Genomic DNA, 12,082 nt, shown 5'->3' on the forward strand with positions numbered 1-12,082 from the left:
ATGCGCGCCCTCATTTTGGGCGGAATAGCCGACGCCAATCAACTTGCAGAGGCGCTCGCGCACGGCGGGCTCGATGCAATCTATTCGTACGGAGGCCGCACGCGTGCGCCCGCAGGACAGCCGGTGCCGACCCGCATCGGCGGCTTCGGCGGTGCAATTGGTCTTGCCGCGTACATTCGGCAGGAGAGCATCACGCATGTGATCGATGCGACGCATCCCTTTGCCGCCGAGATGAGTCGAAACGCTGTTGCGGCATGCACGGAAACCGCGACGCCGCTGATCGCGCTCGAACGTGCGCCCTGGGTGAAAACGCCCGGAGACACCTGGATCGAGGTCGCTGACATCCCAGGCGCCGTTGCGGCCTTGCAGGAGAAACCCACCCGGGTCTTTCTCGCCATCGGGCGGCAGCACATCGCGCCCTTCGGCGCGAAGCCGCAGCACACCTACACCTTGCGCTTTGTCGATCCACCCGAGCGCGAACTGCCGTTCGATGCCGACGTCATCGTGTCGCGCGGACCGTTCACTCTCAAGAGCGAACTGGAGATGATGCAGGCACGCGGCATAGAATGGATCGTCGCGCGTAATTCCGGAGGTGACGGCGCGCGCGCCAAGATCGACGCCGCGCGTGCGCTCGGTCTTCCCGTCATCATGCTCTCGCGTCCGCAATTGCCCGAAAGGTTGCGAGCGAACAATGTGGCTGAAGTGTTGCAGTGGCTCGGTCATTGAGCATGCCTTGGCGCATAAACCCAGCGGCCGACGCGGCGCGTCGCTGAATTGCTCATGATCACGAGCGTCCGCATGTCGGCCATCTCCGGCCTCGCCTCGCAGACCCTGGCCGTTTCGATCCGCTCATCACGTGTACTGACCGCGCGGGCGAAGATAAGGATGTGATCGCCGCACCCTGCCTCATTCAGAATATCCAGCACACGCTCAAACCCCTCGGGCCGGCTCGCCGAGCGCGGATTGTACATCGCGATTGCGAAGTCGGCTTCAGCAGCAAGCCGCAAGCGCTTCTCGATGACGGCCCACGGCTTGAGATTGTCCGAGAGATTGACCACGCAAAAATCATGGCCGAGCGGCGCGCCAACGCGTGCGGCTGCCGCGAGCATCGCGGTCACACCGGGGAGAACACGAATAGGAAGGTCCTGCCATTGCGGCTTGTCTTCAAGCGCTTCGAACACGGCGGACGCCATGGCAAAGACGCCGGGGTCGCCGGAAGATACCACGACAACCTGATGACCTTCAGATGCGAGCCGCAAAGCTTCGCTCGCTCGCTGTAATTCGACGCGATTGTCGGACGGATGCAACGTCAGCCCAACGCGAGGTGGCACGCGCGCGACATAGGGCGCATAGCCTACGATGTCGGTCGCAGCTGCAAGCGCAGCAGTGACTTCCGGCGTGACCAGCGCGTCGTCACCGGGCCCGAGTCCCGCGATGGTGAGTGTCCCCGTCATTCGGCCGATCCCATCTGCCGCCCCTGTCCGTGCACAAGCACGATCGCAAAGTACGGGCAGTCAGCCTCGTCAACATCGACCAGTCGTGTGATGCGTTCACTTGGCATCGTGCCTCGCTCGACCAGCCAGGCGTCGGCCAATCGGCCGGCGGACGTGAGCGCGCTACGCACCTTGGTCAGGTTGCGTCCGGTCTTCATGATGACGAGCGCATCGGAATTGCGCATGCGGCTTGCGAGTTCATCTTCCGCGAGCGTCCCCATCAGCACGGTCGTCACGTCGTCCCCAAGCGCGATTGGCTGGCCGACCGAATTCCAGCAGCCAACCATTCCGGGAATACCTGCGATCACCTCGATCTCGGCGCGTCCCTGCAGACGCATGTGAAGGTGCATGAAGGAGCCGTAAAAATAAGGATCGCCCTCGCAAAGCACGATGACGTCGACCTCGCGTGCAAGCCGCGCGAGACGTTCCGCCCATTCGTCGTAGAACACTGATAGCAGACGGACATACTCCGGACTGTCGAAGGCGATCTCCGTCGTCACCGGATATTCCATCGGATATTCGGAGACATCAGCCGCCAGCATTCCCTCGACGATGCGCCGTGCCTGGCCTGGTCGTCCCTTCTTACGGAAATAGGCGACGTGCTTTGCCGCACGCACTTCACGATCAGCGCGCACGCTCATCAAATCCGGATCGCCTGGCCCGAGGCCGCAACAGATAATACGGCCCATGGCTATTCGCTCCGACTCGCCAACGCATTCACGGCAGCCACAGTGATCGCCGAGCCGCCAAGGCGCCCCTCGACCGTCAGTGCCGGCGCGGGAGGCGCAGCCATCAACGCGGCCTTGGATTCGGCAGCCCCCACAAAGCCGACGGGGCAACCGATGATCGCTGCTGGTCTCGGACAGTCGCGGTCCTCCAGCATGTTGAGAAGATGAAACAGCGCTGTCGGCGCGTTGCCGATGGCAACGATTGCACCTTCGAGATGCGGCCGCCAAAGCTCCAACGCCGCGGCTGAGCGCGTGTTCTGCATCGATTGCGCAAGCCCGGGAACGGCAGGATCGGCGAGCGTACAGATCACCGCGTTGCCGGCAGGCAGGCGAGCGCGCGTAATGCCTTCAGACACCATGCGCGCATCGCACAAAATGGGCGCGCCGTTCTGCAAGGCCGCACGCGCTGCGGTGGCCATGCCGGGCGTAAAGCGGATATGCGCTTCAAGACCGACCATGCCGGCAGCATGGATCATGCGCACGGCTACGGGCTCCTCATCCGCCGTGAAGCGGCCAAGCTCCGCCTCGGCGCGAATGGTGGCGAAGGATTGGCGATAGATCGCTGCACCGTCGGTTTCGTAAGTGTGCGGCATCAGCAAGCCTCCATCAGGATGGAGGGATCCGCGACGAGGCTCGCTCCACGGAGAGCCCGCATGACAGGCATATTCCGCGTCGAGCCGTCACGGATGAGATCAAATCCATCGCTGGTCGCAACCAATGTGACCGACGTCGGTCCAGCATGGGCGCAGCCCTTCGCGCAACCGGAGACGTGGAGTTGGGCGTCGGGTGCAATGTGCGGCGCGAGTGCAGATGCAAGTGCGCGCGTATCGGCATGTGCTTCACGGCAGCGTGGCGCCCCGCTACACGCGATGACGCGGAGCGCGGGCTCATCGGGCTGTGTGATAAGATCCGGCGACTGGGGCATCTCATTAAGCCCTTCCGCCAGCATCATGCGCCATGGTGTCATGCGCAGCGCTTGTGCGCAGCCAGCAAGATAGCTGAGTGTCGAACACGGGACCTGTCCAAACGCTGCGCCCACCATCGCGCCTTGCGCGAAGAGGCCCGGACGCCGGGCGGCGGCCATAACGCGTGCAGGTTCGGCATCTCCCCGCAGGGCTTCAGGTAGCCTCGCGCCGGTGCGCAGATGAGCTGCCATCCGTCCTCGTCCGCCTGCAGCGCCGCCCGATGCGACGAACCATTCAGCAAGCGCGAGTGCAAGCTTCACGGCCTCGCCCCGAGAGATCGAGCGACCGAATTCCGCACCATCGGCGCGGACGATGAGGCCACCTGTCAGATCGCGCTCGATCCGGATATCAGCTGACGCGGCAGCGAGCACGCGCTCTTTCCCGTCATCGATCGCAAAACCAAACTTGGTGGGAAGATCGAGAGCGCTATCGGCCAGAGCCTGCTCGAGCGTCGCAGCAAGCGAGCATGTGTCATCGCCAGTGCTCCAGAACGGCGTCACCAGAATGTTGCGCCGGGACTCAGTTTCTGGATCCGGATCGAGCAAACCCAACTGAGCCAACCCGTCGAGCAGCGCTGGATGCCCGCGCTCGTCCACGCCCCGGATCTGAAGATTGGCGCGGCTGGTCAGGTCGATCAGGCCGTTGCCATGACGCTCCGCCAGATCAGCTATTCCCGCCGCTTGCTTCGCATCGAGCCTGCCGCCATAGGGGCGCACGCGCACGACCAACCCATCGCCCGAAAGCATCGGCCGCAGAGCTCCCGGGCACCAGCCCTTGATTGCGACGGCGCTCATGACGCCTCCTGCAGCGCAGCCGCAATCGAATTGCGTCGCGTCTTCCAGAGCCCCGCGTCATGCAGGCGGGTGAAGCAGTTTTCCATCGCGGTCAACGCCGCGGGATTTCCGCGGGCCATGAAAGCCCGGACATCGTCGTTGCCGAGTGTCGCGTCGTAATAGAGATCGAAAAGATGTGGCGGCACCGCATCGGCGAGACGCGCGAAGGCAGCCATATGCTCAAGCGTCGCGGTGATTTCGGCGGCGCCGCGAAAGCCGTGACGCATCATGCCCGCGATCCAGTTCGGGTTGGCGGCACGGGCGCGCACCACGCGCGAAATCTCCTCGGTCAATGCGCGCGCGCGCGGCTGATCGGGGTGCGTTGTATCGAGGTGATAGAGTTTCACGGTCGTGCCGAGCCGTGCCGCTGCGGCCGCGATGCCTGCCTCATGGGCGGCGTAGTCAGCGGCGAGCAGCAGATCCGTTTCTGGCAGGTCTTGGGTATGAACAAAGGTATCAGCGGCAGTGAGCCGTGCCTCGATGCCCGCGCGATCAGGATGCATCTCGCCATCAGAGGAGAACGCCCAGGACGATGCCGACAACCAAGCCTCGCCGGCATCTTCCCGCGTTTCCTGCGTGAAGACATCAGGGATCGACGATAGTCCGACACCATATTGCCCCGGACGTGGCCCGAACACGCGCGATGCGCGATGACGATAGGGATTTTCTTCGATCTCTTCTTCGCGCTCCGAGAGTGCCTCAGTCGCCGCCTCGAACAATTGCGCGAGGTTCGAGAAAACATCGCGGAACAATCCGGACATCCGCAGCGTGACATCAATGCGAGGACGGCCGAGTTCGGCGGGCGCAATGATCTCATAGCCGGTCACCCGGCCCGATCCGTGATCCCAGCGCGGCACAATGCCCGCAAGATGCAGGGCCATCGCAAAGTCTTCGCCAGCGGTGCGCATGGTCGCGGAGCCCCAGAGATCCACGACCAGCCCTTTCGGCCAGTCGCCGTGATCCTGCAAGTGACGGCGCATCAACTCCTCGGCGAGCTTGATGCCTTGCGCATGAGCCGATGGCGTCGGCACAGCGCGAGGATCAACCGCAAACAGATTGCGTCCTGTGGGCAGCACGTCCTGGCGTCCACGATAGGGTGAACCCGCTGGCCCCGGCGCAACGCGCCGGCCGGCCAGTGCATCAAGCACTGCGCCCCTCTCCGCTTCACCACAGGCTCCGCGGCCGAACACATGCAAACCATCGCCGAACTGGCTTTCCTTGAGATCGCAGACAAAACGATCGATCTGCGGAATGGCCTCGGCCGGCGCGACCGATGCAGCAAGACCCAAATCGTCTTCCAACCCGGAGGCGCGCGCCTCGTCGCGGATCGCTGAAATCAGACGCTGACGTCGTGCAGGGTCAAGGCCATCGGCGGTTGAATATTCGTCGAGCAACTGCTCGAGCCGACGCAAGCTGTCCGGCACAGCGGCCTTTGCCAATGCCGGCGGCAAATGACCGATCGTGACCGCACCGATCCGTCGCTTGGCCTGCGCGGCTTCGCCGGGATCGTTGACGATAAAAGGATAGATCATCGGCACGTCGCCGATCAGTGCGTCCGGCCAGCAGGACGAGGACAGCGCGACGGACTTGCCCGGCAGCCATTCGAGCGTGCCGTGCGCCCCCATGTGGATGACGGCGTCGATCCCCTGGCGTTGGAGCCACAGATAGAACGCGACATAGGCGTGGCGTGGGATACGCGAGAGATCATGGTAGTCGGCATCACGCTCGCCGACCTCGCCACGCTCTGGCTGAAGGGCGATGATGGCCTTGCCACGCCGGATCGCTGCAAAGTGAAACGCGCCGGCGCGGCAATTCGGATCGTTCTCCGGTGCGCCCCAGGCGCGCGCGAGGTCATCCTGCAACGGGCGTGACATGCCCGCGAGCGCCGCACGATACTCGGCAACACTCCAGGTCAATTCCTCCCGCAACAGAATGTTGCCAAGCGTCTCCGCCGTCTCCAAATCGAAGCCGGCTTCATTCAGATCGGAGAGCAGTGCTTCAATCGAAGCCAGCGCATCAAGCCCAACCGCATGCGCGATCTGATGTGGACGACCTGGATAATTCGAGAGCACGATCGCGAGTTGCTTCTCGCCAGCCGGCTTGCTTGCGAGCCGATGCCAGGCGGCCACCCGTGCAGCAACGGCGTTCACACGTTCATCGTCGGCCCCGTGCGCGAGACGAGCGAATTGCAGATCGGGATCGCGCTCACTAACCGACTTGAAGCTCACGACGCCCGAGAACAGTCGGCCGTCGACCTCCGGTAACACCACATGCATCGCGAGATCTCCCGGTGAGAGACCGCGAAGCGACCCGGCCCAATCCTCGCGCCGTGCCGTTGACAGTGCGACCTGGAAGACCGGACACGATGCAACATCGAATGGAGTGCTGCCGTCGTCACCGACCGCCGAGAACGCCGTCGCATTGACGACGGCAGCTGGTGGTGTTTGCACAAGATGCGCACGCAGCCAGTCAGCGACGCCCGGCGCCTTCAAAGAAGTGACGAAGACGCCATAGGCATCAAAGCCCCTGTGCCGCAACGCTTCGATCAGCGCGTCAACCGGATTTGTGTCGGCAGCGGCGAGATAGGAACGATAGAACGTGACGAGCGCGCGCGGCCGCCCATCGGATGTCGGCGCCGCCACAACGCCACGAACGGGGTCGTAGAAACCGATCTCGGGAATATCCTGGTCCCCGACCACAGGTCCCGCATAAAGTCCCGACGCCAGCGCAAGCTGTGCGATCGCCGCCTGCGCCGCCACGGGGCCGCCCTTGTCGCAGAGCGCCTTGAGCCGCCTCAGTGTTGACACCGGCAGAGTCGAGAATGCATCCAGTCGCACATCGTCGCGGCCATCTGCCGGCAGCACGGCCAACGCAATGTCGCGTGTCTTCGCCAGTTGATGCAGAGCTGCGAGCCCATACGGCCAATAGGACTCCCCGCCAATCAACCGCACAAGAATGCCGCGCGCATGCGACAACGTTCGCTCGATATAGGTATCGACCGACAGCGGGTGACGCAGCTCAGCCAGATTTGCGAGCCTCAGCGACGGCAGGCTGGCCTGCCCGCGTCGCCAGCCCGACGCGAATGCCGCAAGATCACTGTCGGAAAACGAGAGTACCACGAGATCGGCCGGATCCTGGCCGATGTCTCTTGGCGTCGCGGTCTCCTCAAGCCCGCGGCTCTCGCGAAAGACGACGTGCATCAGATGCCGGATCCCTCAAGACCAAGTCCTACCTTGATTGCAGCTTCGTCGATATCGCCGTGCTCGCCGATCACAACCAGTTTCGACTGCCGCGGACGCGCACCCCAGGGCTGATCGAACTGATGGCGCACCCGCTCTCCGACCGATTGCAGCAGCAAACGCATCGGCTTGCCTTCAACGGCGAGGTAGCCCTTGGCGCGCAGCACGTTCTGTTCGCGCGCCAGCCGCTGGATCGATGCGACCAGCGCGTCGATGTCGGCGACCTCCGGGAGATCGATGACGACGGACGCGAAGTCATTGTGCTCGTGCTCATCCTCGCCGTCATGATGCGAAGGGCGCGCGGCAAGATCGTCCTCTGCGGCTGCTTCGAGGCCGAGGATCACGCGCAGGTCAACGGCACCGTCGACGACCGGCAGCATCGGGACGCGGCGCGGCATCTCGGCTTCGATCGCTGCCTTCGCCGCTTCAAGCCCTGCCGAGCCTGCCAGATCGGCCTTGGTGAGCAGCACGATATCGGCGCAAGCGATCTGGTCTTCAAACACTTCCGAGAGCGGCGTTTCGTGATCAAGATTGTCGTCGGCTGCGCGCTGCGCTTCCACAGCGACCGGATCCGGCGCAAAGCGGCCCGCCGCCACCGCTTCCGCATCAGCAAGCGCAATCACGCCGTCGACAGTGATCCGTGACCGGATTTCCGGCCAGTCGAACGCCTTGAGCAGCGGCTTCGGCAGCGCCAAGCCCGACGTCTCAATCAGGATATGATCGGGCCTCACGGGGCGCGCGAGCAATTGCTCCATCGCCGGAATGAAATCATCGGCAACCGTGCAGCAGATGCAGCCATTCGCAAGTTCGACGATGTTTTCTTCCGGGCAATTGGCATCAGCGCAGGATTTCAAAATCTCGCCATCGACGCCCTCGCTGCCGAACTCATTGACGAGCACTGCGAGCTTCTTGCCGTTGGCATTGGTGATCAAATGGCGGATCAGCGTGGTCTTGCCCGAGCCGAGAAAGCCGGTGACGACGGTGACAGGGACTTTTGCGAGCGAATTCATTCGGCGGCCTCCGGCACAGGCGCAATGGGGGGAATACGAGCGAGCGATTGTTTGCGGAAAATTTCCGGGCGGCTGCGCCACGGCACGAGGCCGTCGGGCGCGGCTGCATAGGCCGATGCGCCGGCGATCACATCGCGCGCATTGGCATCCGACAGGCGGCCATAGACGTAAGACCAACGCCCTGGTGCGCTAAGCGCAACCGAGCAACCCTGGCTGCACGCGGACAGGCATTCGACCGGAACCACGCTCACGCCTTCGGGTACACCGGCGTCGAGGATCGCTGCATGCAGGCGCTTGCCGGGCGAGATCTCGCCCTCGCCGACCGTCTGGCCGGCCCGGCAGGTAATACAGACGTGAAGTATGACGGTCATCGCCCCTTCCAAGGATAGACAGCGGGAGGGCGATGAGGAGCGCGAATCCACCCGAAGGAAGGCTCGCTTCCCCGTCGCGGAACACCCCGTCCGCCGGTCTCAAACGTTGCGTTGGCAGGTCTCCCGGCTTGCGGAGCAGGATTTTATCCTTCGATCCCCACCTTCCCACCCCCGTTTGGGGCAGTGGCTTTGGGCATCTCTCCGGTCACGGTCGCGGGGGCGGCTGTTTTCGAACCCAAATCTTCCGATTTGAGCCCTATCGCATTCCCTCTTCGCCTGTCGTAGGACAGGAACCAACGCAGGTGCACCATTTGCCGATGCCCGCAACTTGTCAAGCCGAAGGACCACCTCAGATATGTCTGAACAAGATGCCGCTGCGAACGAGGACGCCGCCTCCAAAACCGCTGTCGATACCCGCCACGCCGAGAAAATGGCGAAGATCAAGGTTGCCCGCGACAAGATCATGGCAACCAAGAGTGGCGAGAAAGGACTGATCATCGTTCATACCGGCGCGGGAAAGGGAAAATCATCCTCCGCCTTCGGAATGATCGTGCGCTGTGTCGCGCATGGCTTTCCCTGCGCGGTGGTGCAGTTCATCAAGGGAGCCTGGGACACAGGCGAGCGCCGCCTGCTCACCGGCCATTTCAGCGATCTCTGCCAGTTTCATGCGATGGGCGAAGGCTTCACCTGGGAAACGCAGGACCGCGAACGCGATATCGCCGCAGCAAGAGCGGGCTGGGAGAAAGCGAAGCAACTGATCCTCGATCCAAACTTACGCATGGTCGTGCTTGATGAGATCAACATCGCTCTCCGCTACGACTATCTCGAGATTTCCGAAGTCGTCGACTTCCTGAAAACCTCGAAGCCACCGATGACGCATGTCGTTCTCACCGGGCGCAACGCCAAAGACGAGTTGATCGAGATTGCCGACCTCGTCACCGAGATGACGCTGGTCAAACATCCCTTCCGGTCCGGCATCAAGGCCCAGCCGGGCGTCGAATTCTGAAGACGGTTCGATGGCGCGCGCATTGATGATCCAAGGAGCGGGTTCGGACGTGGGCAAGTCGCTCATCGTCGCGGGCCTCGTGCGCGCTGCAAGGCGCCGCGGGTTGCGTGTGCTCCCCTTCAAGCCACAAAACATGTCGAACAATGCGGCTGTGACGGTGGACGGCGGCGAGATCGGCCGGGCGCAGGCCTTGCAAGCACTGGCCGCTGGCGTTGAACCGCACACAGATATGAACCCGATCCTCCTAAAACCCGAGACGGATGTCGGCGCGCAGGTCATCGTGCATGGCAAGCGCTTTGCCACGGTGCGCGCGCGCGAATATGCGGCTATGAAACCATCGCTGATGGGCGCCGTGATCGAGAGCTTTGCGCGGCTGAAGGATCGCGCCGATCTTGTGCTCGTCGAAGGCGCCGGCAGCCCGGCCGAAGTTAATCTGCGCAAGTCCGACATCGCCAATATGGGCTTTGCGCGCAAGGCCGACGTACCGGTGGTGCTGATCGGCGACATCGACCGCGGCGGCGTCATTGCGCAGCTCGTCGGCATCAAGACCGTCATCGATCCGGAAGATGCTGCGATGATCCAGGGTTTTGTTATCAACAAATTCCGTGGCGATCCCTCACTCTTCGATGACGGCTATCGGCTCATCGAAGCCAGCACATCCTGGCGCGGCTTTGGGGTCCTGCCCTGGTTCAGCCGCGCGGGCGAACTGCCGGCCGAAGACGCGCTGGGGCTCGGCGAAGCGCGCAAGCCTGGGAAGTGCAAGATCGCGTTTCTTGCTCTGTCACGGATTGCCAATTTTGATGATCTCGACCCGCTGAAGCTTGAGCCCGATGTCGACCTCGTGATGGTTCGCCCCGGAGAAGCCATTCCCGGCGACGTCAAGCTCGTCATCATTCCCGGCTCAAAATCGACACGCGGCGATCTCGCCTTCCTGCGCGCGCAAGGCTGGGACATCGATCTGCTCGCACATTACCGTCGCGGCGGTCACGTGCTCGGTGTCTGCGGCGGCTACCAGATGCTCGGGCACAGCGTGGCTGATCCAGAAGGAATCGAGGGATCAGCGGGCGAAACTCCAGGCCTCGCGCTTCTCGATGTGACCACGGTCATGACCGAGCAGAAAACGCTCACCCGCGTTGCCGCGCAACATGCGGTGACCGAAAAGCTGATTGATGCTTATGAGATCCATATCGGCTGCACCGATGGGCCTGACCGTGCACGACCATTTGCCATGCTCAATGGTGCGCCGGAAGGCGCCATCTCGCGCGACGGACGTGTCACTGGCAGCTATCTGCACGGCCTGTTTGCTTCCGATGATTTCCGCAGCTCATTTCTCGCACAGCTCGATATTCCAGCTGCGGACCACCCGTATCATGCAAGTGTAGAAAGTGCGCTTGATGCACTTGCGGATCACATCGAAGCGCATCTCGATGTCGAAGGTCTGCTCGCCCTCGCCCGCTGAACCTAAAACGTCAACGCGACAGGGCCGCAGTCAGGCGCTCCCACTCGGCTTCATTGCCCGGCAAGCCCAACCGCAACCATCGCGGTTGCTGTTTGAAGATGCGCGACCAGATATGCGCACCCGCAAGCAGCGCTTGCGCAGTGCGCGCGTATTCGATCTCGTAGAGACGGAACAGCGGCGTGCCGCCAACGAGCTTCCATCCTTGTGACTTCACCGCCGCATCGAGCCGCTCACAATCACGTTCGAGCCGGCACGCGGTTGTCTTGGCCCACGCACGATCCATCAAAGCGCGCCGTCCTACCGCAATCGCGGCGCCGGAAACAGGCCATGGACCCGCCATTCCTGATAGCGCTGTGATGTCTTCTTGTCCGCCCAGCACGAAGCCAAGCCGCAAGCCAGCGAGGCCATAGAACTTTCCGAATGAACGCAGAATCAGGAACCCCGCGCGTCCCGCCTCGGCTGCGAGCGACAATTCAGGCAGGGGATCTGCAAAGCTTTCATCGATGATGAGGCGACCGACGCGTGGCAGCAGCGCGAGCAAGTCTTTCTTCGCATACGACCGCCCGTCAGGATTGTTCGGATTGACGACCACGGCGATATCCGCTCCTGCCAACGCGTTAAGAGTGGAGACCCCGGCAACATCCCAGCCGGCGGCCGACAGAACCCCGGCATACTCGTTGTAAGTCGGCGCGAGAATGCGCGCTCGACCACGAGGCGCAAGACGCGGCAGGAGTTGAATGGCGGCCTGCGCGCCAGCCATCGCCAGGATCGGCGCATCAGTCACGTAAGCCTGCCGCGCTGCCTGGTGCAGAGATTCGATATCGGAGCGCGATGGCAGATCGGTCCAAAAATGCGGTTCGACCTCGCCAACCGGATAGGGGTGCCGATTGATACCGGTCGAGAGGTCGATCCAGTCCTCCACGCGTCCACCGAAACGCTGCACCGCTTGATCGAGATTGCCGCCATGTTCTCGCATTG

Annotated in this window: 11 protein-coding genes and 1 riboswitch; of the genes, 3 read left to right on the top strand and 8 right to left on the bottom strand. The window is 62.9% G+C overall.

Features of this window, described 5'->3' with window-relative positions:
* Window positions 1-726 (top strand): cobalt-precorrin-6A reductase, encoded by a 726-nt coding sequence (locus ACZ5C3_RS15960; RefSeq protein WP_464031180.1) that lies wholly within the window; start codon window positions 1-3, stop codon window positions 724-726.
* Here the strand turns inward: ACZ5C3_RS15960 and cobJ are convergent.
* The 7 genes from cobJ to ACZ5C3_RS15995 are packed head-to-tail and all read right to left on the bottom strand — an operon-like array spanning window position 720 to window position 8,639.
* Window positions 720-1,454, bottom strand: a complete 735-nt coding sequence (cobJ, locus tag ACZ5C3_RS15965) for a precorrin-3B C(17)-methyltransferase (protein WP_464031182.1) — start codon at window positions 1,452-1,454, stop codon at window positions 720-722. The genes ACZ5C3_RS15960 and cobJ overlap by 7 nt on opposite strands.
* Complete coding sequence (locus ACZ5C3_RS15970; RefSeq protein WP_464031184.1) at window positions 1,451-2,182, bottom strand: precorrin-2 C(20)-methyltransferase; 732 nt, start codon at window positions 2,180-2,182, stop codon at window positions 1,451-1,453. The genes cobJ and ACZ5C3_RS15970 overlap by 4 nt, the downstream gene beginning before the upstream one ends.
* A gap of 2 nt (window positions 2,183-2,184) precedes the next feature.
* Entirely contained in the window at window positions 2,185-2,814 is a 630-nt protein-coding gene (locus tag ACZ5C3_RS15975; RefSeq protein WP_464031185.1) for a precorrin-8X methylmutase, read from the bottom strand.
* A complete protein-coding gene (cobG, locus tag ACZ5C3_RS15980; protein WP_464031187.1) occupies window positions 2,814-3,980 on the bottom strand; it encodes a precorrin-3B synthase in 1,167 nt (388 codons plus the stop codon). Before cobG ends, ACZ5C3_RS15975 begins: the two co-directional genes overlap by 1 nt.
* Window positions 3,977-7,219: a cobaltochelatase subunit CobN gene (gene cobN, locus ACZ5C3_RS15985; protein ID WP_464044150.1), complete on the bottom strand. Its 3,243-nt coding sequence runs from the start codon at window positions 7,217-7,219 to the stop codon at window positions 3,977-3,979. The genes cobG and cobN overlap by 4 nt, the downstream gene beginning before the upstream one ends.
* On the bottom strand, window positions 7,219-8,268 hold the full coding sequence (cobW, locus tag ACZ5C3_RS15990; RefSeq protein ID WP_464031189.1) for a cobalamin biosynthesis protein CobW: 1,050 nt from the start codon (window positions 8,266-8,268) through the stop codon (window positions 7,219-7,221). Before cobW ends, cobN begins: the two co-directional genes overlap by 1 nt.
* Window positions 8,265-8,639 carry a DUF1636 family protein gene (locus tag ACZ5C3_RS15995; RefSeq protein ID WP_464031191.1) on the bottom strand — a complete coding sequence of 125 codons (375 nt, stop codon included), beginning with the start codon at window positions 8,637-8,639 and terminating at the stop codon, window positions 8,265-8,267. Before ACZ5C3_RS15995 ends, cobW begins: the two co-directional genes overlap by 4 nt.
* A gap of 96 nt (window positions 8,640-8,735) precedes the next feature.
* Window positions 8,736-8,952: riboswitch (cobalamin riboswitch) on the bottom strand.
* Window positions 8,953-8,994: 42 nt separating this feature from the next.
* On the opposite strand from ACZ5C3_RS15995, the gene cobO reads away from it, so the two are divergent.
* Together cobO and ACZ5C3_RS16005 are read left to right on the top strand one after the other, a co-directional pair.
* Window positions 8,995-9,645, top strand: a complete 651-nt coding sequence (cobO, locus tag ACZ5C3_RS16000) for a cob(I)yrinic acid a,c-diamide adenosyltransferase (protein ID WP_464031193.1) — start codon at window positions 8,995-8,997, stop codon at window positions 9,643-9,645.
* A 10-nt stretch (window positions 9,646-9,655) separates the two neighbouring features.
* On the top strand, window positions 9,656-11,104 hold the full coding sequence (locus tag ACZ5C3_RS16005; RefSeq protein ID WP_464031194.1) for a cobyric acid synthase: 1,449 nt from the start codon (window positions 9,656-9,658) through the stop codon (window positions 11,102-11,104).
* Window positions 11,105-11,114: 10 nt separating this feature from the next.
* On the opposite strand, the gene cobD is transcribed toward ACZ5C3_RS16005, so the two are convergent.
* The gene (gene cobD, locus ACZ5C3_RS16010; protein ID WP_464031196.1) at window positions 11,115-12,080 is read right to left on the bottom strand and encodes a threonine-phosphate decarboxylase CobD; all 966 of its coding nucleotides are present in this window, start codon (window positions 12,078-12,080) and stop codon (window positions 11,115-11,117) included.
* Between the last annotated feature and the right edge of the window lie 2 nt (window positions 12,081-12,082).

Source organism: Afipia dichlorophenoxyacetatis (assembly GCF_055386385.1).